The organism is Nocardioides furvisabuli, from assembly GCF_021083185.1.
Lineage (GTDB): Bacteria > Actinomycetota > Actinomycetes > Propionibacteriales > Nocardioidaceae > Nocardioides > Nocardioides furvisabuli.
The window spans coordinates 62,007-84,604 of record NZ_JAIGQB010000010.1 but is presented as its reverse complement, the minus strand read 5'-3'; the positions used below and the strand labels follow the sequence as shown (position 1 = coordinate 84,604).

Here is a 22,598-nt window from a genome sequence, read left to right as displayed (position 1 = left end):
GCGGTGTGGCCCGGGTCACGTCCGGCGGTCTAGGGTGCGGGGCATCCCCAGAACGCATATCGGACGGAAGGATCTCGGATGTCCCCGAAACGCACCGTGGCATCACTCACCGCTGCGCTCGTCGCAGCCGCCACCCTCGCGAGCTGTGCGGAGAGCGACCGCGACGAGGGCAGCGGAGGAGGCGGTGACGACGGGACCTTCGTCTTCGGCGCCGCCGGTGCTCCCGAGATGTTCGACCCCTTCTACGCCACCGACGGCGAGACGTTCCGCATCACTCGCCAGATGTTCGAGGGGCTCATCGGCATCGAGCCCGGCACCGCCGAGGTCGTGCCGGAGCTGGCCACGGAGTGGACTCCCAACGACGACGGCACGGAGTGGACCTTCGCGCTGCGCGACGACGTCACGTTCCACGACGGTGAACCCTTCAACGCCGACGCCGTCTGCTACAACTTCGAGCGGATGTTCGACCAGAACGAGGCCGGCCAGACCGCCGGCGAGTACTGGGGCTACGTGATGGGCGCGTTCTCCAACGACGCCGAGAACTCGCTCTACCAGGGCTGCGAGGCGACTGACGAGTTCGAGGCGGTCATCTCGATCAGCGGTCCGACCTCGGGCTTCCCCACCATGCTCTCGCTGGCCTCGCTGGCGATGCAGTCGCCCACCGCGATGGAGGAGGGTGACGCCAACGGCATCGCCGCCGAGGGGGAGGGCTTCAGCTTCCCGGCCTACGCCGACAACCCGGTCGGAACCGGTCCGTTCGCCTTTGGCGAGTACGACGAGGCCAACGGCTCGATCACCCTCGAGCGCTACGACGACTACTACGGCGAGCAGGCCGGCGTCAGCGAGCTCGTCTTCCGCGTGATCCCGGACGAGAGCACCCGACGCCAGGAGCTCGAGGCCGGCAGCATCAACGGCTACGACTTCCCCAACCCCGTCGACTGGGCCGGTCTGACCGACGACGGCAACACCGTCGAGATCCGCGACGCGTTCAACATCCTCTACCTCGGGCTGAACCCCGAGGCGAACCCGAAGCTCAAGGACCTCAAGGTCCGGCAGGCGATCTACCACGCGCTCAACCGTGAGCAGCTCGTGCAGACGCAGCTGCCCGAGGGCGCCGCGGTCGCCACGCAGTTCATGCCCGACACGGTCAGCGGCTACAACACCGAGCTCGAGCCGTACGCCTACGACCCGGACGAGGCCAAGCGACTGCTGGCCGAGGCCGGCGCCGAGGGCATGACGCTCAACTTCGCCTACCCGACCGAGGTCTCGCGCCCCTACATGCCGGACCCGCAGAAGATCTACGAGGCCCTGCGCACCGACCTCGAGGCCGTGGGGATCAACGTGAAGGTGTCGACGGCGGCCTGGAACGGCGGCTACCTCGACAACGTGTCCGGTGAGCCGGGCAAGTACGACGCCTACATCCTCGGCTGGACCGGTGACTACGACTCGGCCTACAACTTCATCGGCACGTTCTTCGGCAACCTGAAGGACAACGACTTCGCCACCGACGTCATGCCGTGGGGCAAGCAGCTGGCCGACGACCTCAAGGCCGCCGACGCCGTCGTGGACGAGGACGAGCGCGGCGCAGCCTTCGAGGAGATCAACAGGCAGATCATGGAGGAGTACCTCCCGGGCCTGCCGATCAGCCACTCGCCGCCTGCTCTCGTGGTCGGCCCCGGCGTGGACGGCCTGGTCCCCAGCCCGCTGACGGCCGAGGAGTTCGACACCGTCACCGTCGGCGGTGAGTGAGGCACTCATCGCCCTGTGAGACATGAGGTGTGAGTCAGGGGGTCGTCCGGTCCGGACGACCCCCTGAACGCCGGTGGCTGAGGAGAACCATGCTTCGTTTCGTCGTACGACGTCTGCTGCAGATGGTGGGCGTCCTGCTGGTCCTGTCGCTGCTCGTCTTCGTCTGGCTGCGCTCCCTGCCGGGCGGTCCGGTGTCCGCCCTGCTGGGCGAGCGCCAGACCGAGGCGCGTCGCGAGGCGCTGGAGCGCGCGCTCGGCCTCGACCAGCCCCTTCCCGTGCAATACGTGCGGTTCATGCAGCGCGCGTTCCAGGGGGACTTCGGGGTGTCCACGCAGGTGCTCCCCGGCGAGGACGCGCTGGACATCTTCCTGAGCCGCCTCCCGGCGACGCTCGAGCTGTCGTTCTTCGCCCTCGTGATCGCGATCGCCCTCGGCATCCCCCTCGGCTACCTCGCTGCCCGCCGCAAGGGCACCGCGCTCGACACCACGTCGGTGATCTTCTCGCTCGTCGGGGTGGCCGTCCCGGTGTTCTTCACGGCGTTCCTGCTGAAGTACTTCTTCGCGGTGGAGTGGAACCTGCTCCCCGTCTCCGGCCGGCAGAGCATCGGGCTGGACGCCACCCGCGTGACCGGGCTCTTCGTCCTCGACGGGATCCTGACGCGGGAGTGGGACGCGGCGTGGGACGCCCTCAAGCACCTGGTGCTGCCCTCGCTGGCCCTGGCCACCATCCCGTTCGCCGTGGTCTTCCGCATCACGCGGGCGTCGGTGCTCGACGTGCTGGACGAGGACTACGTCCGCACCGCGGAGGCCAAGGGCCTCACCGCGAAGGTGATCCGCGGGCGGCACGTCCTGCGCAACGCGATGCTCCCGGTGGTCACCACCGTGGGCCTACAGGTCGGCGCGCTTCTGTCCGGGGCGGTCCTCACCGAGACGGTGTTCTCCTGGCGCGGTGTCGGGCAAGCCCTGGCCGAGGGCTTCCTGCAGAAGGACTACCCGGTGCTGCAGGTCCTCATCATGGCCGCCGCCGCGATCTACGTGCTCGTCAACCTGCTCGTGGACATCACCTACGCGCTCATCGACCCCCGGATCAGGACGAGGTGACGCCATGAGTGACCAGTCCCCGCAGCAGACTCCCGCGCGCACGTCGTACGCCGACCGGCGCAAGCAGCGCCTAGACGCCCTGGCCCGCGCGTCGGCGGACGAGGAGGGCGGTGTCTCCCTCATCGTCAGCGCCTGGCGGAGGTTGCGTCGCAACCCGGTCTTCCTCGTGGGCCTGGCGATCACGATCACCTTCGTGGTGCTGGCCGTCATCGCCCCCTGGCTCGCGCCCTACGACCCGGCGGCACGTCCGCTCCTGGACGACATCCGGCCCCAGACCAACCCCGTGCCCGGGCCTGAGCCCGGCCACCCGCTCGGCGGCGACGACAAGGGTCGCGACCTCCTCTCGCGGCTCCTCGTGGGCAGCCAGCAGACCCTGATGGTGGGAGTCCTCGCGACCCTCTTCGGCCTCCTCGGCGGCGTCACGCTCGGCACCGTCGCGGGCGCGTTCGCCGGCTGGGTCGACTCGTTGGTGATGCGCGTGGTCGACGTGATGCTGTCCATCCCGTCCCTGCTGCTCGCGTTCACGATCGCCGCGCTGGCGAGCAGACCGAGCCAGTGGACGCTGATCATCGCCATCGCGACCGTCCAGGTGCCGATCTTCGCCCGCCTGCTGCGCGGCTCGATGCTGGGCCAGCGCGCCAGCGACCACGTCCTCGCGGCCAGGTCGCTCGGGGTGAAGCCGCACGCGATCGTCTTCCGCCACATGCTCCCCAACGCCCTCGGCCCGGTCATCGTGCAGGCCACGCTGGTGCTCGCGGTGGCCATCATCGACGCGGCCGCCCTGTCCTTCCTCGGACTGGGCAACCCCGACGACCGCCGACCGGAGTGGGGCCAGATGCTGGGAGCAGCGCAGCCCTACCTCGGCCAGGAGCCGCACCTGGCCTTCTACCCGGCCGCCTGCATCATCGTGGTGGCGCTGGGGTTCACGCTGATGGGCGAGTCGCTGCGCGAAGCCCTCGACCCCAAGACCCGGAGGTGAGTGCGGTGAGCACGCAACCGATCCAGCCCGCCGTGCGACACGGCGAGCCGCTGCTCGCGGTGCGCGACCTGCGCGTCACGTTCGGCCGTCGTGGCGAGGAACCCTTCCGCGCCGTCGACGGCGTCAGCTTCGACGTCCGTCCCGGGCAGACCGTCGGCCTGGTGGGGGAGTCGGGGTGCGGCAAGTCCGTGACCTCGCTCGCGATCATGGGCCTGCTGCCGACGCGGGGCAACACCGTCGAGGGCACCGCTGTCTTCGACGGCGAGGACCTGCTGTCGCTGTCGGCCCAGCAGATGCGCGACCGGCGAGGCGCCGACATCGCGATGATCTTCCAGGACCCGCTGTCCTCGCTGAACCCGGTCATCCAAATCGGTCGGCAGGTCACCGAGGTGATGGAGCGCCACCAGGGCCTCAGCCGCAAGGAGGCGATGCCCAAGGCCGCCGAGCTCCTGGAGCGGGTCGGCATCCCGGACCCACGGGCCCGGCTGGCCAACTACCCCCACCAGCTCAGCGGCGGGATGCGCCAGCGAGCTCTCATCGCCATGGCGCTGGCCTGCCAGCCGCGGCTGCTGATCGCCGACGAGCCCACCACCGCCCTCGACGTGACCATCCAGGCGCAGATCCTCGCCCTGCTCAAGGACCTCGTGGTCGAGACCGGCACGGCCATGGTGATGATCACCCACGACCTGGGCGTCGTGGCCGGCCTCTGCGACGAGGTCAACGTGCTCTACGGCGGGAAGATCGTCGAGCGCGGCACCCGCCACGGGTTGTTCGCACGACCGCGCCACCCCTACACAGTCGGCCTGCTCGACTCCATCCCGCGCCTGGACGCGCCGCGTGGCGAGGCGCTCTCGCCCATCCCCGGGTCCGTGGCCGACAACCTGCCGTGGGACTCCGCGTGCGCGTTCGCCCCACGCTGCTCCAACGCGCTCGACGTGTGCGTCGAGAAGACACCCGCGTGGGAAGGGGACGACGTGGTCGGCCTGCGCTGCTTCAACCCGATGGGGGTGTCTCGATGACCGGCTCGACAGGTGTCGACACGGCCCGGGCACGGCGTACGGCCGCCCCCGGCGAGGTGCTGGTCGAGGTGAGCGGTCTCGAGGTCCACTTCCCGATCAAGAGCGGCATCATCTTCGACCGCACAGTGGGCCACGTCCGCGCCGTGGACGGTGTCGACCTCACCATCCGGCGCGGCGAGACCTACGGACTGGTGGGGGAGTCCGGCTGCGGCAAGTCCACGCTGGGCAAGGCGATCCTCAACCTCGAGCCGCCGACGGCGGGCTCGGTGGTCTTCGACGGGGTGGACATCGCCTCCCTCAGGGGCGAGGACCTCCGCACCGAGCGCAAGCGGTTCCAGATGGTCTTCCAGGACCCGATGTCGAGCCTGGACCCCCGGCAGACGGTGGAGGCGCTCCTCCTGGAGGGCATGCGCGCCCACGGCCTCGACACCGACAAGTCCGCCACGCACGCCCGGCTCCGCGAGCTCATGTCGGCGGTCGGGCTCCCTCCTGCGGGCCTGAAGAAGTACCCGCACGAGTTCTCCGGCGGCCAGCGTCAACGCATCGGCATCGCACGCGCACTCTCCGTCGGTCCCGACCTGATCGTCGCTGACGAGCCCGTCAGCGCCCTCGACGTCTCGATCCAGGCGCAGGTGATCAACCTGCTGCAGGACCTGCAGGACGAGCTCGGGCTCACCTATCTCGTCGTCGCCCACGACCTCGCCGTGGTGCGCCACATCAGCGACCGGATCGGCGTGATGTACCTCGGCGGCCTGGTCGAGGAGTCCGAGGCGGGCGAGCTCTACGACGTGCCGCTCCATCCCTACACGCGCGCCCTCATGTCCGCGGTCCCGGTGCCCGACCCGACCCTCGAGGACACCCGCCAGCAGATCCTGCTCACCGGCGACCTGCCCTCGCCGGCGAACCCGCCCACCGGGTGCCGCTTCCACACCCGCTGCCCCTGGCGCCAGGAGACGCGGTGCGACACCGAGCGGCCCGAGCTGAGGGTGGTGGAGGTCGACGGCGCGTCGGAGGGACACCGGGTCGCGTGCCACTTCGCCGAGCAGATCGCGTCCGGCGAGATCGAGCCTCACGAAGTGGCACCGCAGACGGCGGAGGAGCCGTCGTGGGGCGGGCCGCGCGACGACGGCTCGCCCTTCCTGGCGCCGGACGGTCCGCCGGTGCCCTGACCCGGCCGCGTCAGTCGGCCGACTCGTCCGTCGAGGCGTCCGCGAGCCCGTTCACGCGCTCGGGCAGCGGCGGGATGGTGCCGCCCTTGGTCGGGCAGAACTGGTGGAAGGAGCACCAGTCGCACAGTCGTGACGGGCTGGGCCGCCAGTCGCCGGTCTCGTGGGCGAGCTGGATCGCGGTCCACAGCGCCTCGACCTTGCGCTCGGTGGCGCGCAGGTCGTCCTCGTCGGGCTCGTAGCGCAGGATCTCGCCGTTGCCGAGATAGACCAGCTGGAGCACCGACGGCACGACGCCGCGCAGGCGCCAGATGACCAGGGCGTAGAACTTCATCTGGAACAGGGCCCTGGCCTCGTAGCCCACCCCCGGGGAGCGTCCCGACTTGTAGTCGGTGATGCGGATCCGGCCGTCGGGCGCGACGTCGACCCGGTCGACGAACCCGCGCAGCAGCAGCCGCGAGTCGAGGAGCGCCTCGACGTAGAGCTCGCGATCGGCCGGCTCCAGCCGTCGTGGGTCCTCGAGGTCGAAGTAGCGGCCGAGGACGGTGCGGCACGACGCGATCCACGCCGCGAGCTCCGGGCCGTCGTCACCGAACATCCCCGCGAGCGCCGGCTCCGCCTCGAGCACCGCCTCCCACGTCGGCTCGAGCATGTCGGCGGCCGCCTCGGGGGTCCGGCCGGCAGCCGGCAGGTCGAAGAGGTCCTCGAGCACCTTGTGGACCACCGTGCCGCGCACCGCGTCCGGCGAGGGCTCCTCGGGGAGGCGGTCGATGGTGCGGAAGCGGTACATCAGGGGGCAGGCCATGAAGTCGCCGGCCCTGCTGGGCGACAGCGCCCCGAGGACCTCGACGCCGTCCACGGGGGTGGAGACGCGCTCGGCGGGGGAGTCTGCGGCGGGGATCGTCATGGCGCGGCTCACCCTAGGCGAGGCGTACGACACCCCTGCCGCCGCGCGTACCGCCGTGGGCGGCGTTGGCTAGGGTCGTGGTGTGCCCGAACCGACTGATCAGGCCCCGACCCAGGGGCCGTCCCGCCCCGCACCGCGCCCTCCGGGCACGTGGCGGATCGGGTCGATCGTGGGCATCGACGTGCTCATCACGAGGTCGTGGCTCGTCGTCGGGCTGCTGATCTCGCTGGCCTTCGCCCCACGCATCGAGCAGGTGCAGCCGGGCCTGGGCTTCTGGAAGTACGTCGCCGGCTTCGTCTTCGCCGTCGTGCTCTATCTCTCCGTCCTGCTCCACGAGGCCTCCCACGCGGTCGTCGCCAAGCGGCTGGGCTACGGCGTCAACTCCATCACCCTGCACTTCCTCGGCGGCATGACCGAGATCGACGGGCAGTCGCGCCGGCCCCGCCATGAGTTCTGGATCGCCGTGGTGGGCCCGCTCACGTCCATCGGGGTCGGGATCGCCGCCGCGGCCCTGTGGTTCGTGGTCCCTGACGGACTGGTCCGCGCCGCGGTGCAGGGCCTGGCCGGCGCCAACCTGATCATCGGCGTCCTCAACCTCGTCCCCGGGCTCCCGCTCGACGGTGGCCGGGTCCTGAAGGCGGCGGTCTGGGGTGCGTCGGGCAACCAGCACCGCGCCACGATCGTCGCCGGTTGGGGCGGTCGCCTCACCGCGCTGGCCCTGCTCGCCTGGCCGGTCGTGATGGAGCCGCTCACCGGCGAGCAGCCCACCATCCTCGACGTCGTCCTGGTCTTCATCCTCGGCCTCTTCCTCTGGACCGGCGCCACCGCCGCCATGGCGCACGCCCGGCTCCGCGAGCGCCTGCCGGCCCTCGTCGCGCGCCCGCTCGCCCGGCGCACGCTCACCGTCCCCGCCGACCTCCCGCTCGCCGAGGCCGTGCGCCGCGCGCAGGACGCGCAGGCCGGCAGCATCGTCACGGTCGGCACCGACGGGAGCCCGATCGGCATCGTGAGCGAGGCCGCCGTGACGGCCATGCCGGAGGACCGCCGGCCGTGGGTCCCGGTCTCGACCGTCGCGCGGGCCCTCGAGGACGGACTCGCGCTCCCCGCCACCGTCGCGGGCGAGGACCTGATCCTCGCCATCAGTCGGCGTCCGGCCGAGGAGTACCTCCTCGTCGAGGAGGACGGGCACATCTACGGCGTGCTCTCGACCGCCGACGTGGACCGTGCCTTCCGCGAGAACGCCCGCCGCTGAGCCCGGGACGTGCACGACGCCGCCGGGTGGGTGGATCGGGCCGGGGCGCACTAGTCTGCGCGCCATGCCCGAGACCTCTCCCGACGTCCCCGCCGAGGCCTGGTCCGGCGTCCACCGCGGCCCCCTGCGCGAGGGGGAGTGGGTGCGGCTGACCGACCAGAAGGGGCGCAAGCACAACTTCGAGCTGGTCGCCGGCAAGCGCTTCTTCTCCAACAAGGGCCACCTCGACCACGACGAGATGATCGGGCGCGACGAGGGCTTCACCCTCACGTCGTCGGCCGGAGGGCAGTACCTCGTCTTCCGCCCGCTCCTCAACGAGTTCGTCGTCTCCATGCCGCGCGGTGCAGCCGTGGTCTACCCCAAGGACGCCGCGCAGATCATCGCGCTCGCCGACATCTACCCCGGTGCGCGCGTCGTCGAGGCCGGTGCCGGGTCGGGCGCCCTCACCTGCTCGCTCCTGCGTGCCGTCGGCCCCTGGGGGCGGGTGACGTCCTTCGAGCTGCGCGAGGAGTTCGCCGACGTCGCCCGGCGCAACGTCGACCAGTTCTTCTCCGCCCCGGACGGCCAGAGCCACCCTGCGTGGGACCTGCGCCTCGGGGACCTCAAGGAGGGCCTCCCCGCGCTCGGCACCCAGGTCGACCGGATCATCCTGGACATGCTCGACCCGTGGAACTGCGTCGACGCCGTGGCCGACGCCCTCGTGCCGGGCGGAATCGTGTGCGCCTACGTCGCCACCACCACCCAGCTCTCCCGGGTGGTCGAGACCCTGCGGGTGCACGGCGGCTTCACCGAGCCGCAACCGTGGGAGTCGCTCGTGCGCGACTGGCACGTCGAGGGCCTCGCGGTGCGACCGGGCCACAAGATGATCGGCCACACCGCCTTCCTGGTCACCGCGCGGCGGATGGCGCCGGGGGAGCGCCCCCCGCGCAAGACCCGCCGGCCCGCGCCCGGGGCGTACGGCCCTGACTACACCGGCCCGCGCCCGGCCGACATCCCGCCGGTCGAGGTCAGCCCCGCCACCGACGCGTGAGCGGGGTCGAGGTCGTCGAGCACTCGCTCCGGTGGGCGGAGGACTTCGAGGAGGTCGCCGCCGTCCTGCGCGAGGCGCTGACCGACGTCCGGTCCGCCGTCGTCGAGCACGTCGGGTCGACGTCGGTCCCGGGCCTGGCTGCCAAGCCGGTCCTCGACGTCGACGTGATCGTGGACCCGACCGACGTGGATGGCGCCGTCGTCGCCCTGGGGTCCGTCGGCTACGTCCACCGCGGTGACCTCGGCGTGTCCGGCCGCGAGGCGTTCCACGCCCCGGGACCGCCGCGACGCAACGTCTACGTCTGCACCGCCGGCTCGGCGAACGTGCGCAACCACCTCGCCGTGCGCGACGTGCTGCGCTCGCGGCCAGACCTGCGGGAGGCGTACGCCGCCGTGAAGCTCGCGCTGGCCGCGGACCCGGACATCGACATCGACACCTACATCGCCGGCAAGTCGGCCGTCCTGCAGCAGGTGCTCGCCGCCTCGGGGCGCTTCAGCGACGAGGAGCTCCTCGCGATCCGGCGGCTCAACGGGGCTTGAGCCGCGGTGGCCTGGCCTTCCCTGGCAAACCGGCGGACAACACGGCGAGACATTCACTTCCGTCCCTCCGGTCAGTGGGTAGTGTCACTGGACAGGAGGTGCGAGATGTCCGAGCCCACCCGAGAGCAGCTGGCCACGCAGGTGCGATACCTGGAGGCCGAGGTCATGGACCTGCGCCGTCGCGTCGAGGACGCACCAGGGCAGTCGCGCGGCCTCGAGAGCCGCCTGGCCGACGCGCAACGGTCCCTCGCCGCGGTGTCCGGCCAGAACGAGCGCCTCGCGCAGACGCTGCGCGACGCCCGTGACCAGATCACCACGCTGAAGGAGGAGGTCGACCGCCTGGCGCAGCCGCCGGCGGGCTTCGGCACCTTCCTCGGCCGCAACGACGACGACTCCGTCGACGTCTTCACCGGTGGCCGCAAGCTGCGCGTCAGCGTCAGCCCGGCCGTGGAGCTCGACGGCCTCGTGCGTGGCCAGGAGGTCATGCTCAACGAGGCGCTCAACGTCGTCGCCGCGCTCGACTTCGAGCAGGTCGGCGAGGTCGTGATGCTCAAGGAGATCCTCGCCGACGGCGAGCGTGCGCTGGTCATCGCCAACGCTGACGAGGAGCGGGTCGTCCGCCTCGCCGAGCCGCTGCGCGCCGAGGACGTCACCATCCGGGCCGGCGACTCGCTGCTGCTCGACACCCGTGCGGGCTACGTCTACGAGGTCGTGCCGAAGTCGGAGGTCGAGGAGCTGGTGCTCGAGGAGGTGCCCGACATCGACTACACCCAGATCGGTGGCCTCACCGCCCAGATCGACGCGATCCGCGACGCCGTCGAGCTGCCCTACCTGCACCCCGAGCTCTTCAAGGACCATGAGCTGAAGCCGCCGAAGGGCGTGCTGCTCTACGGCCCGCCCGGCTGCGGCAAGACGCTGATCGCCAAGGCGGTGGCCAACTCGCTGGCCAAGAAGGTCGCCGAGCGCACGGGAGCGTCGGGCAAGTCCTACTTCCTCAACATCAAGGGCCCCGAGCTGCTCAACAAGTACGTCGGCGAGACCGAGCGTCACATCCGGCTGGTGTTCCAGCGGGCGCGTGAGAAGGCGTCGCTCGGCACGCCGGTGATCGTGTTCTTCGACGAGATGGACTCGCTCTTCCGCACCCGCGGCTCGGGCGTGTCCTCCGACGTGGAGAACACGATCGTCCCGCAGCTGCTGAGCGAGATCGACGGTGTCGAGGCGCTGGAGAACGTGCTGGTGATCGGGGCCTCCAACCGTGAGGACATGATCGACCCCGCGATCCTGCGCCCGGGCCGGCTCGACGTGAAGATCAAGATCGAGCGTCCGGACGCCGAGTCGGCGCGCGACATCTTCTCCAAGTACCTCACCCCGACGCTGCCGCTGCACGCCGACGACCTCGCGGAGTTCGGCCAGGACCGCAGCGCCACCGTCAATGCGATGATCCGCGCGACGGTGGAGCGCATGTACACCGAGACCGACGAGAACCGCTTCCTCGAGGTCACCTACGCCAACGGCGACAAGGAGGTCCTCTACTTCAAGGACTTCAACTCGGGCGCGATGATCCAGAACATCGTCGACCGCGCCAAGAAGATGGCGATCAAGGACTTCCTCGACAGCGACCTCAACCCCGCCCAGCGGGGCCTGCGGGTCCAGCACATGCTCCAGGCGTGCGTGGACGAGTTCAAGGAAAACGAGGACCTCCCGAACACGACCAACCCCGACGACTGGGCGCGGATCTCGGGCAAGAAGGGCGAGCGCATCGTCTTCATCCGCACGCTGATCACCGGCAAGCAGGGCACCGAGCCGGGGCGGTCGATCGACACGGTCGCCAACACCGGCCAGTACCTGTGAGTTCTCGGTGAACCGCGAGGACGACCTCGGCCACCGCGACATCGAGGCAGCCCTGGCCACCCGCCGCGAGCTCGGCGCCCGCTACGACGCCGAGCTCGTCGACGGCTTCGCCGAGCGCATCGAGCGGGCGGTCGAGCGGCGCGTGTCCGAGGAGGTCGCGCTGCGCCAGCGGCACACGGTGGGTGCGGAGGGCGGCCGGCTGCGGCAGTTCGTCCTCGGGGTCATCTCGCTCGGGGTCGGCGTGCCGGTGACGATCGTGCCGATGGTCGCGACCGACAACGGCCTTCCCGCCGTCGTGGTCGCGTGGCTGGGCATCGCTGCGGTCAACGCCGCGCACGCATCGGCCGTGACCGGCCGGCGACCGGAGCGCCACTGACGCCGCGACACGCCGCGCCGACACCCCTCGGGAGGGGGTGCCGCAGGCTGCCCTGGCGCTAGGTTGGCCGGATGCGAACCATTCTGATCATCGTCGTCGTCGTCCTCATCGTCCTCTTCCTCGCCGGCTACCTGCGACGCGGTCGCTGACCACCCGGCACCACCGGGCCCGGGCCGGGCTCAGCCCGCGAGCAGCCGGTAGCCGTAGGCCCACGGCCGGGACACGCCCGGTCCGGGCAGGTACGCCTGGTCCACCTCTTCCACGCGCCAGCCAGCATCCTCCACGAGGGCCGGGATGTCGCGCGTCAGGTGGCATCCACCGGCCACCGCACGCTGCAACGGTTCCAGCCGGCGCTGCCAGCGGCGTACGGACCCCTCCGGAGCCAGGCCGTGCTCGAGCGCGTGGAGCCGGCCACCGGGTCGCACGACTCGACGCGCTTCCCGCAGGGCGAGCAGCGGGTCCGGGATCGTGCACAGGCTGAACGTGACGAGCGCGTCGTCGTGCGAGTCGTCCGCGAGGTCGAGGTGCTGCCCGTCGAGGCCGCCACGCTCGATCCGCACGTCCGTGCGGCCGCGTCGTCGCGCGGAGATCTCCCAGCCCACGTCGGACGGCTCGACGGCCGTGACCGACGTGACCTCCGGCGGGTAGTACCGGATGTTGAGACCGCTCCCGAAGCCGAGCTCCAGGACACGCCCCGACAGGCCCGCGCAGGCGACCTCGCGAAGCTCGCCGACCTCGTGGCCGCGCAGGCTCCAGTCGGTCAGCCGCGGCACCACACGCTCGTCCCAGACCCGTAGGCTCATGTCATGAGCGTACGACGCGTGATGGGCACGGAGGTCGAGTACGGCATCTCGGTCCAGGGCCAGCCTACGGCCAATCCGATGGTGGCCTCCTCGCAGGTCGTCAACGCCTACGCCAGCTCGACGGCGAAGGCGCGCCGGGCCCGCTGGGACTTCGAGGAGGAGTCGCCGCTGCGCGACGCCCGCGGCTTCGACATGGCCCGCCAGGTCGCCGACCCCACGCAGCTGACCGACGAGGACCTCGGGCTGGCCAACGTCATCCTGACCAACGGTGCGCGCCTCTACGTCGACCACGCGCACCCCGAGTACTCCTCGCCCGAGGTGACCACGCCGCTCGACGTGGTGCGCTGGGAGAAGGCGGGGGAGCAGGTGATGCTGGACGCCTCCCGGATGGCGGCCCAGGTCCCCGGCACCGCGCCGATCCTGCTCTACAAGAACAACACCGACAACAAGGGCGCCTCCTACGGTGCCCACGAGAACTACCTCATGCGGCGCTCGACGCACTTCGCCGAGATCGTGCGGCACCTGACGCCCTTCTTCGTCACCCGCCAGGTCGTGACCGGAGCGGGCCGCGTCGGCATCGGACAGGACGGCCGCGACGCGACGCCGGAGCACGGCTTCCAGATCAGCCAGCGCTCGGACTACTTCGAGGTCGAGGTCGGGCTCGAGACCACGCTGAAGCGGCCCATCATCAACACCCGCGACGAGCCCCACGCCGACCCCGCGGTCTACCGTCGGCTGCACGTCATCCTCGGTGATGCCAACCTCGCCGAGATCTCGATCTACCTCAAGGTCGGCACCACCTCGCTGGTCCTGGCGATGATCGAGGACGGGTTCATCGACCGCGACCTCAGCGTCGAGGGCGCGGTCCGCTCCCTGCGGGAGGTGTCCCACGACCCGACGCTGAAGCACCTCCTCACGCTGCGCGACGGTCGGCGACTCACCGCCGTGCAGCTGCAGATGGAGTACCTCGAGCTGGCCCGCAAGTACGTCGAGGACCGCTACGGCGTGGACGCCGACGACCAGACCGTCGACGTGCTGGCGCGCTGGGAGTCGGTGCTGGACCGCCTCGAGCGCGACCCGATGGAGTGCGCGGAGGAGCTCGACTGGGTGGCCAAGCTCAAGCTGCTCCAGCAGTACCGCGACCGCGACCACCTCGACTGGGACGACGCCAAGCTGCACCTCATCGACCTGCAGTACGCCGACGTACGTCCCGACAAGGGGCTCTACCACCGCCTCGCGGCCTCGGGGCGCATCCGGCGCCTGCTCGACGACGCGACGATCGAGGCCGCCATGCACGACCCGCCGGTCGACACCCGCGCCTACTTCCGTGGCCGCTGCCTGGACAAGTACGCCGACTCGGTGGCCGCGGCGTCGTGGGACTCGGTCATCTTCGACCTCCCGGGGCGCGAGTCGCTCCAGCGGGTGCCGACCATCGACCCGCTCCGCGGTACCCGCGCCCACGTCGGCGAGCTGATCGACCGCAGCGACTCCGCGCAGGCGCTGGTCGCGGCGATCACCCGCTGAGGGCTGCCGGGACGGCGCGAGCGACTCGCGCAGGTCCGCCGAGGGCGAACGTCCTTGTGGCGTCGGTGCGAGTGGATAGGGTCGAGCCATGGCCCAGGAGCAGAAGCAACCGCGCAGGTCCTCCCAGGACGAGACGACCACCGAGGAGGTCGCCGAGACGGACGTCGCCGAGCGCAAGGAGATGATCGACGAGGACGTCGACGCGATCCTCGACGAGATCGACGAGGTCCTGGAGTCCAACGCCGAGGACTTCGTGAAGTCGTTCATCCAGAAGGGCGGCCAGTGAGCGACTCCCGCCTGCCCGCGTCCTTCATGACCCCGGGCACCTCGAGCTTCGCCGACTTCCTCGGCGTCGAGGCCCCCGACCTCCTGCCGTCACGCCGCGCCGTCCCGGCCGGCAACGCCGCCGACCTGGCCCCCCACGGCACCACGATCGTGGCCGCGACCTTCGACGACGGCGTGGTGATGGCGGGCGACCGCCGGGCCACGATGGGCAACATCATCGCCCAGCGCGACATCCAGAAGGTCTTCCCCGCCGACGAGTACTCCGTGGTCGGCATCGCGGGCACGGCCGGGCTCGCGGTCGAGATGGTGCGGCTGTTCCAGACCGAGCTCGAGCACTACGAGAAGATCGAGGGCAGCACGCTGTCGATGGACGGCAAGGCCAACCGTCTGGCCGCCCTCATCCGGGCCAACCTCGGCATGGCGATGCAGGGCCTCGCCGTCGTGCCGCTCTTCGCCGGCTACGACCTCGCCGCCGACCAGGGCCGCATCTTCAGCTACGACGTGACCGGCGGCCGCTACGAGGAGACCGCCTTCCACTCCGTCGGCTCGGGATCGCTGTTCGCGCGCGGCTCGCTCAAGAAGCTCTACCGCGACGACTTCGACGCCGAGGAGGCCGTGACCGCGGTCATCCAGGCGCTCTACGACGCCGCCGACGACGACTCCGCCACCGGCGGACCCGACATCACGCGCCGGATCTTCCCGGTCGTCCACGTGATCACCCCCGACGGCGGGCGCCGGATGCCCGACGACGAGGTGTCCGTGATCGCCGATCGCATCCTGGCCTCCCGCATGCAGCGCCCCGACGGCCCCGCCGCGGCGCTGACCTGAGACGACGTAGGAGTCACCCTTCATGAGCATGCCGTTCTACGTCTCGCCCGAGCAGATGATGAAGGACCGCGCCGACTTCGCCCGCAAGGGCATCGCCCGCGGGCGCTCGGTCGTCGCCCTCCAGTACGCCGACGGCGTGCTGTTCGTCTCGGAGAACCCGTCGCAGGCGCTGCACAAGGTCAGCGAGATCTACGACCGCATCGCCTTCGCGGCGGTCGGTCGCTACAACGAGTTCGAGAACCTCCGCATCGCCGGTGTCCGCCTCGCCGACATGCGCGGCTACGCCTACGACCGGCGTGACGTGACCGGGCGCGGCCTGGCCAACGCCTACGCCCAGACGCTCGGCACGATCTTCTCCTCCGGCGGGGAGAAGCCCTACGAGGTGGAGATCTTCGTCGCCGAGATCGGTGACACCGCGGCCGACGACCAGCTCTACCGCCTCACCTACGACGGCCAGGTCGCCGACGAGCACGGCTTCGCGGTGATGGGCGGTGCGGCCGACGTGGTCGCCGACCACCTGGAGGAGCACTACTCCGCCGGCGCCTCGCTCGACGACGCCATCCGGGTCGCCGTGGCCGCCCTCGGCCACAGCGAGAGCGACGATCGCGTGATCCCGACCGGCGACCTCGAGGTGGCCGTCCTCGACCGCACCCGCACCCAGCCGCGCAAGTTCCTGCGGCTGCGCGAGACCCGTCTCGTCGAGGTCCTCGGACGTCGCGGCGTCGAGGAGCCCGACGCGGCCGCGCCCGAGGACGCGCTGGCCGGGTCCGGACCGCGCCACTCCGGACACGACGACCCCGCCGACCCGACCGACCAGGTCTCGGGGGCGACACCGCCGCTCGAGGACCCGGTGACCGGCGAGCCCCCGGTGGCGCCTCCCGTGGCGCCGCCGGGGGTCCCGCCCGACGGTCCGGGCACGCCGCCCTCGACGGGCACCCCGCCGACGGGGCCGGGCCAGGTCTGACCGGGACCCACCCGAGCCGGGGCTCGTCTCAACGCAGGTAGAGCCCCGGCCACTCGGTCGTCGCGACGGTCGGGATCCCGCTGAGCCGTCGCCGGTAGCGCACGAGCGACCCGAACTCCTCCAGGGCGCTCCACAACCGCTGGTGCGCCGCCCAGGGGAGCGGGCCCGGCGGACGTACGTCGCCGTGCGGTCCGAACTCGTGCCACGCGGGACCGAAGCCGACCCACGCCGGGGTCCAGCCGGCTGCGTCGTCCCACTCCCCGCGGCGCTGCTCGACCATGCGGCGACGGACCTGGCTCTCCAGCCTCGCACCGTCGACGACCACCGGCGCGGTCCGCACCGGCCACAGCCACAGGTCGTCGGTCATGACCCGGAGCTCGAGGTCCGCGACCGTGCCCGGTTCGACCAGGACGGTCGCGACGAGGTGGCGGGGTCCCATGGGGGAACGCTCACCCGGTCGGGGCCGCCGAGTCAAGGTCCCTGGCCCCTGCCCGCGACCTGGGCGGTCGGCGCCACGGCGGCTCGCCGGGTGGGATTCGGCGCCGGATGCCGCACCGGACGTGGTGCGCGGTCCTAGGGTGGGCCCATGGACCGGCGCATCTTCGGCATCGAGAACGAGTACGGCGTCACGTGCACGTTCAAGGGGCAGCGCCGGCTGAGCCCCGACGAGGTCGCGCGCTACCTCTTCCGCAAGGTCGTCAGCTGGGGCCGCTCGTCCAACGTCTTCCTGCGCAACGGGGCACGGCTCTACCTCGACGTCGGCAGCCACCCCGAGTACGCCACCCCCGAGTGCGACGACATCGTCGACCTCGTCACCCACGACAAGGCCGGGGAGCGCATCCTCGAGGGCCTGCTGCTCGACGCCGAGAACCGGCTGCACGAGGAAGGCATCGCCGGCGACATCTACCTGTTCAAGAACAACACCGACTCCGCCGGCAACTCCTACGGCTGCCACGAGAACTACCTCGTCGGCCGCGCGGGGGAGTTCAGCCGCCTCGCCGACATCCTCATCCCGTTCCTCGTCACCCGGCAGATCGTCGTCGGGGCGGGCAAGGTCGTGATGACCCCGCGCGGGGCGTCGTACAGCGTGAGCCAGCGCGCCGAGCACATCTGGGAGGGCGTCAGCAGCGCCACCACGCGCAGCCGGCCCATCATCAACACCCGCGACGAGCCGCACGCCGATGCCGAACGGTTCCGCCGGCTCCACGTGATCGTCGGCGACTCGAACATGAGCGAGACGACCACGATGCTCAAGGTCGCCTCGTGCGACCTGGTGCTGCGGATGATCGAGGAGGGCGTGGTGATGCGCGACCTCACGATGGAGAACCCGATTCGCGCCATCCGCGAGATCAGCCACGACCCGACCGGGCGGCGCAAGGTGCGCCTGGCCAACGGTCGCGAGGCGAGTGCCCTCGAGATCCAGGCCGAGTACCTCGGCAAGGCGCGCGACTTCGTCGACCGGCGCCAGATCTCCACGCCCACCATCGAGCGGGCCCTCGACCTGTGGGAGCGCGGGCTCAAGGCCGTGGAGTCCGACGACCTCGGTCTGGTGGACCGCGAGATCGACTGGGTGATCAAGTACAAGCTGATCGAGCGCTACCGCGCCAAGCACGGGCTGTCGCTCGGTGACGCGCGGATCGCGCAGCTCGACCTCGCCTACCACGACATCCACCGCGGGCGGGGCCTCTACTACCTGCTCGAGAAGCGTGGGGCGGTCGCCCGGGTGACCACCGACCTCAAGGTCTTCGAGGCCAAGAGCGTGCCGCCGCAGAACACTCGCGCCCGTCTGCGCGGCGAGTTCATCCGCAAGGCGCAGGAGCGCCGTCGCGACTTCACCGTCGACTGGGTGCACCTCAAGCTCAACGACCAGGCGCAGCGCACCGTCCTGTGCAAGGACCCTTTCAAGGCGTACGACGAGCGGGTCCAGAGGCTCATCGACGGGATGTGACCTGCACCCGTCGTGCACAGGCGCGGTGCGGCGACGTCGCGCGTGGGACCTGCTGGATAGGGTGTCCGGGCAACGCCGACCGATCGATTAGGTGAACCTGTGTCTCGTGTACGTTCCGCTGCCGTCAACGGTGTCCTCGTCCTCAGCATGCTCGGCCTCGCCGCGTGCGGCTCCGACTCCAGCGACGCCGAGGAGGGAGGCGCCCCGCTGAGCTCGGTGACCATCGAGGGCAAGCAGGGAGAGGCCCCGAAGGTGACCTTCGACGGACGCCTCGACGGCTCCGAGGAGGAGAAGGACGTCCTCATCCAGGGCGACGGCGAGACCGTGGCCGACGGCGACACCGTCGAGGCCAACTGGTGGGTCGGCAACGGCTTCACCGAGGAGGAGGCGCAGAACACCTTCGAGCAGGGCACCCAGGAGGTCGAGCTCTCCGAGGACGTGCTGCCCTTCCTGCGCGAGACGATGATCGGCAGCACCGTCGGTGACCGCATCGTGCTGCTCACCTCCGCCGAGCAGGCGTTCGGCGAGCTCGGCAACCCCAGCATCGGCATCGGCAACAAGGACTCCGTCCTCGCCGTGGTCGACATCCTCGGTCGCTCCAAGACCGTGCCGCCCGAGCCGGCGCTCGACGGCCCGCAGGGCGAGGAGAAGAAGCCCGCCGGGTGGGCGCCCACGCTCATCGAGGAGGACGGTGTCGTCACCGGCCTCGACTTCAGCACCGCACACAAGCCGACCGGCGAGCTCATCGCCACCACCCTCGTCAAGGGCGACGGCGCCAAGGTCAAGTCCGGCGACACCCTCACCGTCGACTACCTCGGCCAGGTCTACAACGCCGACGAGCCCTTCGACGAGTCCTACAGCGCCCAGCCCGCCGAGTTCCCGATCGGGGTCGGCCAGGTGATCGCCGGCTGGGACGAGCGGCTGGTCGGGCGCACCGTCGGCTCACGGGTGATCCTCGAGATCCCGCCGGCCAAGGGCTACCCCGAGGGCAACCCCGACGCGGGCATCGAGAAGACCGACACGTTGTTCTTCGTCGTCGACATCCTCGGCGTCTCCTGACCCGACTCCGGGTCGACACACCGCCAGCGGACAGAGGGGGAGCAGCGGATGGCGCAGCCTCGAGCCGAGCGCTTGATGAACCTGCACATCCTGCTGCTGGGCGCTCGACGGTTCATCAGCAAGGACGCGATCCGCGAGGCGTGCTATCCCGAGCACGCCCGCGGACCGGCCGGTGACGAGGCGTTCGAGCGGGCCTTCGAGCGCGACAAGGACGCCCTGCGGCAGATCGGGGCGGTGATCGAGGTCGGCAGTGCCGACGCCTTCTTCGACGACGAGATCGGCTACCGCATCCCGACCGAGCAGACCTCGCTGCCCGAGATCCGCTTCGAGTCCGACGAGGCCGCCGTGCTGGGGCTGGCGGCGCAGGTCTGGCAGCAGGCCACCCTCGCCAAGGCGACGGGGCGCGCGCTGGCCAAGCTCAAGGGTCAGGGCGTGGAGATCGATCCGTCCCGTCTCGAGGTGGTGGCTCCGGCGATCACCGCCGACGAGCCGGCGTTCGAGCCGCTGTGGGACGCGGTCGGCAAGCGCCGCCAGGTCAGCTTCCCCTACCAGCGCGCCGACGAGACCGAGCCGACCACCCGCCGGATCCAGCCGTGGGGACTCGCGCGCTCCTCGGGACGCTGGTACGTCGTCGGCCTCGACGTCGACCGCGGGGCCGAGCGGGTCTTCCGCCTCTCGCGCATCGTGGGTCCGGTCCGCGCCACCGGCAAGTCCGGGGCGTACGACGTCCCCGCCGGCACCGACGTACGCGCCCTCGCGCGGCGGCTCTCACCGTCGTTCCCCTCCGTGCGGGCCCAGGTCCGGGTCCGGCAGGGCACCGGGGTGGGCCTGCGGCGGCGCGCGGAGAGCGCGACGGCGATGGCCGACCGTCCCGGGTGGGACCTGCTGGTGGTGGAGGGTCCGGTGCACGAGCTCTCGGACGAGGTGCTGACCTACGGTGCCGACGTCGTGGTCGAATCTCCCGAGGCGCTGCGCGACGACGTCGTGGCCCGCCTGCGCGCCGTCGCGGGGGAGGTCCGGTGACCCTCCAGCCCGGCGACACCGCGCCCGACCAGGTCGCCCGCCTGCTCGCCCTGGTGCCCTACCTGCTCGCGCGCGGCGAGGTGCGCCTCGACGACGCCGCCGCCCACTTCGGCACCGACGCCGACCAGATCGAGCGCGACCTGCGGCTGCTCTTCATGACCGGCCTCTCGCCGGGGCTTCCCGGCGACCTCATCGAGGTCGACCTCGATGCGCTGGAGGGCGACCGGGTCATCCGTGTCGACAACGCCGACTACCTCGCTCGTCCGGTGCGGTTCTCGCCGGCCGAGGCCACCGCACTCGTGGTGGCGCTGCGCACGATGGTCGAGGCGGCACCCGACGAGGCCCGCGACGTCATCGAGCGCACGCTCGCCAAGCTCGAGCAGGCCGCGGGCCAGGACGGTGAGGAGCTGCTCCGGCTCCACGTCGCCCCGACACCGCTGGAGACCAGCGCGGTCGTGCCGGTGCTCGAGTCCGCCGTGCGCCACGGCCGACAGGTCGAGATCACCTACCACGTCCCCTCCCGCGACGAGGAGTCACGGCGCGTCGTCGACCCCCGCGGGCTCGCCCGCGTCGAGGACCTGCTCTACCTCGACGCGTGGTGCCACACCGCGCAGGGGGACCGAGCCTTCCGGGTCGACCGGATCCTCGCCGCCACCGAGCTCGACACTCCTGTCGCCGACCCCGGCGCCCGCCCGCGGGACCTGACCGGCGGCTGGTTCAGCGACGCCGAGACCACGACGGTCACGCTGCGCCTGGCCCCGCCCGCGCGGTGGGTCATGGAGTACCACCAGGTGCGCGCGCAGCGCCCCGGTCCCGACGACACGGTCGACGTCGACCTCGAGGTCGCGAGCGAGCAGTGGGTGCGGTCGCTGCTCCTGCGCCTGGCTCCCCACGCCACCGTGCTGGCCCCCACCGAGCACGCGGAAGCATTCTCGGCGTCCGCGCGTGCGGCGCTCCGTCACTATCAGGCGGACGGCGTAGACTTCTCCTGACGTGGCTACGATGCGTCCGCACGAGACCGAGAACGACCCCGAGAACGACGGAGTGACCTCATGATGAACCCCATGGTCGGCATGCCGCAGGGTCTGGAGTGGCTGGTGATCCTCGCGATCGTCGTGCTCGTCTTCGGCGCGGCGAAGCTTCCCGACCTCGCCCGCAGCTCCGGTCAGGCGCTGCGCATCTTCAAGACCGAGACCAAGGGCCTGCGCGACGACGAGGACGACGTCGACGAGCAGAAGACGCCCGAGCAGCTCGAGATCGACAGCCGTGACCAGACGCAGGCCCCGGCGCACAACGAGGCCTCGGGCGAGGTGCTGCGCGAGCGGCGCGACGACACGACCGCCTGACCCGGGTGAGGATCTCCGGCCTCCTCGGTCTCTTCAAGGGACCGTCGCCAGAGGCCGTCGGCCCCGACGGTCGGATGGCGCTCTCGGACCACTTCCGCGAGTTCCGCGCGCGCCTGCTGCGGGTCCTGCTGGTCTTCGTGGTCGCGCTCGTGGTCGCCCTCGTGTTCCGCAACGCCCTGCTCGACCTCGTGGTCGGCCCCTACGAGGCGGCGCAGGCCACCCTCCCGGAGGGCACCACCAATGCCACCACCCGTGGAGCGGGAGGCGGGCTGTTGCTCTGGCTCACGCTGTGCGGCTTCGCCGCCGGCATCGTGACAGCGCCCTACTGGCTCTACCAGATCTGGGCGTTCGTGCTGCCCGGGCTGTACGCCCAGGAGCGCCGGATGAGCCGCATCTTCGCGGGAGTCGCCGGCCCGCTCTTCATCTCGGGCGTGGTCCTCGGCTACGTCACGCTGCAGGTCGCGCTGGAGGTGCTGATCGGGTTCAACCCGGACAACGTCACCAACCTCATCGACTTCAACGACTACCTGCAGTTCTTCACCCGGACGTTGTTCGTCTTCGGCCTGGCCTTCAACATCCCGGTCTTCGTCGTGCTGCTCAACTTCGCCGGGGTGGTGAGGGGCGCGTCGCTCAAGGCGTACAGGCCCTGGATCATCATCGGCACCTTCATCTTCGCTGCGGTGGCGACGCCGTCCGCGGATCCGTTCACGATGACCCTGATGGCCGTGCCGATGGTGCTGCTGTTCTTCCTCTCTGAAGCGATCGCCCGGTTCAACGACCGTCGGCGCGCCCGCAAGGCCCCCAACGCCGGGCTCGGCCCCGACGAGCTGTCTGCCATCTGATCCGGCTC

The 22,598-nt window shown here is 71.0% G+C and carries 23 protein-coding genes; 20 read left to right on the top strand and 3 right to left on the bottom strand.

Annotated elements, in window-relative coordinates:
- Nucleotides 1–78: 78 nt before the first annotated feature.
- The 5 genes from K4G59_RS17215 to K4G59_RS17195 all read left to right on the top strand — a co-directional run bounded on the left by K4G59_RS17215 (nucleotide 79) and on the right by K4G59_RS17195 (nucleotide 6,016).
- A complete protein-coding gene (locus K4G59_RS17215) occupies nucleotides 79–1,749 on the top strand; it encodes an ABC transporter substrate-binding protein (protein ID WP_231252287.1) in 1,671 nt (556 codons plus the stop codon).
- A gap of 89 nt (nucleotides 1,750–1,838) precedes the next feature.
- Nucleotides 1,839–2,849 carry an ABC transporter permease gene (locus K4G59_RS17210; RefSeq protein ID WP_231252286.1) on the top strand — a complete coding sequence of 337 codons (1,011 nt, stop codon included), beginning with the start codon at nucleotides 1,839–1,841 and terminating at the stop codon, nucleotides 2,847–2,849.
- Between the two features lie 4 nt (nucleotides 2,850–2,853).
- Nucleotides 2,854–3,828 (top strand): ABC transporter permease, encoded by a 975-nt coding sequence (locus K4G59_RS17205; protein ID WP_231252285.1) that lies wholly within the window; start codon nucleotides 2,854–2,856, stop codon nucleotides 3,826–3,828.
- Nucleotides 3,829–3,833: 5 nt separating this feature from the next.
- Nucleotides 3,834–4,847, top strand: coding sequence for an ABC transporter ATP-binding protein (locus tag K4G59_RS17200; RefSeq protein WP_231252284.1), 1,014 nt, complete (start codon nucleotides 3,834–3,836; stop codon nucleotides 4,845–4,847).
- Nucleotides 4,844–6,016, top strand: coding sequence for an ABC transporter ATP-binding protein (locus K4G59_RS17195; RefSeq protein ID WP_231252283.1), 1,173 nt, complete (start codon nucleotides 4,844–4,846; stop codon nucleotides 6,014–6,016). Before K4G59_RS17200 ends, K4G59_RS17195 begins: the two co-directional genes overlap by 4 nt.
- A gap of 10 nt (nucleotides 6,017–6,026) precedes the next feature.
- Here the strand turns inward: K4G59_RS17195 and K4G59_RS17190 are convergent, their stop codons facing one another.
- Nucleotides 6,027–6,920, bottom strand: coding sequence for a RecB family exonuclease (locus K4G59_RS17190; protein WP_231252282.1), 894 nt, complete (start codon nucleotides 6,918–6,920; stop codon nucleotides 6,027–6,029).
- A gap of 82 nt (nucleotides 6,921–7,002) precedes the next feature.
- Here K4G59_RS17190 and K4G59_RS17185 point away from each other — a divergent pair, with 82 nt between their 5' ends.
- The 5 genes from K4G59_RS17185 to K4G59_RS17165 all read left to right on the top strand — a co-directional run bounded on the left by K4G59_RS17185 (nucleotide 7,003) and on the right by K4G59_RS17165 (nucleotide 11,968).
- Nucleotides 7,003–8,172 (top strand): site-2 protease family protein, encoded by a 1,170-nt coding sequence (locus tag K4G59_RS17185; protein ID WP_231252281.1) that lies wholly within the window; start codon nucleotides 7,003–7,005, stop codon nucleotides 8,170–8,172.
- A gap of 64 nt (nucleotides 8,173–8,236) precedes the next feature.
- The gene (locus K4G59_RS17180; RefSeq protein ID WP_231252280.1) at nucleotides 8,237–9,202 is read left to right on the top strand and encodes a tRNA (adenine-N1)-methyltransferase; all 966 of its coding nucleotides are present in this window, start codon (nucleotides 8,237–8,239) and stop codon (nucleotides 9,200–9,202) included.
- Nucleotides 9,199–9,741 carry a GrpB family protein gene (locus K4G59_RS17175; protein ID WP_231252279.1) on the top strand — a complete coding sequence of 181 codons (543 nt, stop codon included), beginning with the start codon at nucleotides 9,199–9,201 and terminating at the stop codon, nucleotides 9,739–9,741. Before K4G59_RS17180 ends, K4G59_RS17175 begins: the two co-directional genes overlap by 4 nt.
- Before the next feature lie 105 nt (nucleotides 9,742–9,846).
- Nucleotides 9,847–11,592 (top strand): proteasome ATPase, encoded by a 1,746-nt coding sequence (gene arc / locus K4G59_RS17170; protein ID WP_231252278.1) that lies wholly within the window; start codon nucleotides 9,847–9,849, stop codon nucleotides 11,590–11,592.
- A 7-nt stretch (nucleotides 11,593–11,599) separates the two neighbouring features.
- Complete coding sequence (locus K4G59_RS17165) at nucleotides 11,600–11,968, top strand: hypothetical protein (RefSeq protein ID WP_231252277.1); 369 nt, start codon at nucleotides 11,600–11,602, stop codon at nucleotides 11,966–11,968.
- A 179-nt stretch (nucleotides 11,969–12,147) separates the two neighbouring features.
- Here the strand turns inward: K4G59_RS17165 and K4G59_RS17160 are convergent, their stop codons facing one another.
- Nucleotides 12,148–12,771, bottom strand: coding sequence for a class I SAM-dependent methyltransferase (locus K4G59_RS17160; RefSeq protein ID WP_231252276.1), 624 nt, complete (start codon nucleotides 12,769–12,771; stop codon nucleotides 12,148–12,150).
- Between the two features lie 3 nt (nucleotides 12,772–12,774).
- On the opposite strand from K4G59_RS17160, the gene dop reads away from it, so the two are divergent.
- From dop to prcA, 4 genes are all read left to right on the top strand, one after another.
- A complete protein-coding gene (dop, locus tag K4G59_RS17155) occupies nucleotides 12,775–14,295 on the top strand; it encodes a depupylase/deamidase Dop (protein WP_231252275.1) in 1,521 nt (506 codons plus the stop codon).
- A gap of 88 nt (nucleotides 14,296–14,383) precedes the next feature.
- The gene (locus K4G59_RS17150) at nucleotides 14,384–14,581 is read left to right on the top strand and encodes a ubiquitin-like protein Pup (protein ID WP_207081378.1); all 198 of its coding nucleotides are present in this window, start codon (nucleotides 14,384–14,386) and stop codon (nucleotides 14,579–14,581) included.
- Nucleotides 14,582–14,607: 26 nt separating this feature from the next.
- Complete coding sequence (prcB, locus tag K4G59_RS17145; RefSeq protein ID WP_269210353.1) at nucleotides 14,608–15,408, top strand: proteasome subunit beta; 801 nt, start codon at nucleotides 14,608–14,610, stop codon at nucleotides 15,406–15,408.
- A 22-nt stretch (nucleotides 15,409–15,430) separates the two neighbouring features.
- Nucleotides 15,431–16,372, top strand: coding sequence for a proteasome subunit alpha (gene prcA, locus K4G59_RS17140; protein WP_231252273.1), 942 nt, complete (start codon nucleotides 15,431–15,433; stop codon nucleotides 16,370–16,372).
- A gap of 28 nt (nucleotides 16,373–16,400) precedes the next feature.
- On the opposite strand, the gene K4G59_RS17135 is transcribed toward prcA, so the two are convergent.
- On the bottom strand, nucleotides 16,401–16,811 hold the full coding sequence (locus K4G59_RS17135) for a hypothetical protein (RefSeq protein ID WP_231252272.1): 411 nt from the start codon (nucleotides 16,809–16,811) through the stop codon (nucleotides 16,401–16,403).
- A gap of 147 nt (nucleotides 16,812–16,958) precedes the next feature.
- Between K4G59_RS17135 and pafA the strand changes: the two genes are divergently transcribed.
- The 6 genes from pafA (at nucleotide 16,959) to tatC (ending at nucleotide 22,590) form a co-directional block, all read left to right on the top strand.
- On the top strand, nucleotides 16,959–18,320 hold the full coding sequence (pafA, locus tag K4G59_RS17130) for a Pup--protein ligase (RefSeq protein WP_231252271.1): 1,362 nt from the start codon (nucleotides 16,959–16,961) through the stop codon (nucleotides 18,318–18,320).
- A gap of 99 nt (nucleotides 18,321–18,419) precedes the next feature.
- Nucleotides 18,420–19,379, top strand: coding sequence for an FKBP-type peptidyl-prolyl cis-trans isomerase (locus tag K4G59_RS20595; RefSeq protein WP_231252270.1), 960 nt, complete (start codon nucleotides 18,420–18,422; stop codon nucleotides 19,377–19,379).
- Nucleotides 19,380–19,427: 48 nt separating this feature from the next.
- Nucleotides 19,428–20,402: a helix-turn-helix transcriptional regulator gene (locus tag K4G59_RS17120; protein ID WP_231252269.1), complete on the top strand. Its 975-nt coding sequence runs from the start codon at nucleotides 19,428–19,430 to the stop codon at nucleotides 20,400–20,402.
- Nucleotides 20,399–21,394, top strand: coding sequence for a helix-turn-helix transcriptional regulator (locus tag K4G59_RS20590; RefSeq protein ID WP_231252268.1), 996 nt, complete (start codon nucleotides 20,399–20,401; stop codon nucleotides 21,392–21,394). The genes K4G59_RS17120 and K4G59_RS20590 overlap by 4 nt, the downstream gene beginning before the upstream one ends.
- A 60-nt stretch (nucleotides 21,395–21,454) precedes the next feature.
- Nucleotides 21,455–21,748, top strand: a complete 294-nt coding sequence (tatA, locus tag K4G59_RS20240; RefSeq protein WP_269210329.1) for a twin-arginine translocase TatA/TatE family subunit — start codon at nucleotides 21,455–21,457, stop codon at nucleotides 21,746–21,748.
- A 5-nt stretch (nucleotides 21,749–21,753) separates the two neighbouring features.
- Entirely contained in the window at nucleotides 21,754–22,590 is an 837-nt protein-coding gene (gene tatC, locus K4G59_RS17105) for a twin-arginine translocase subunit TatC (protein ID WP_231252267.1), read from the top strand.
- The last annotated feature ends 8 nt before the right edge of the window (nucleotides 22,591–22,598 follow it).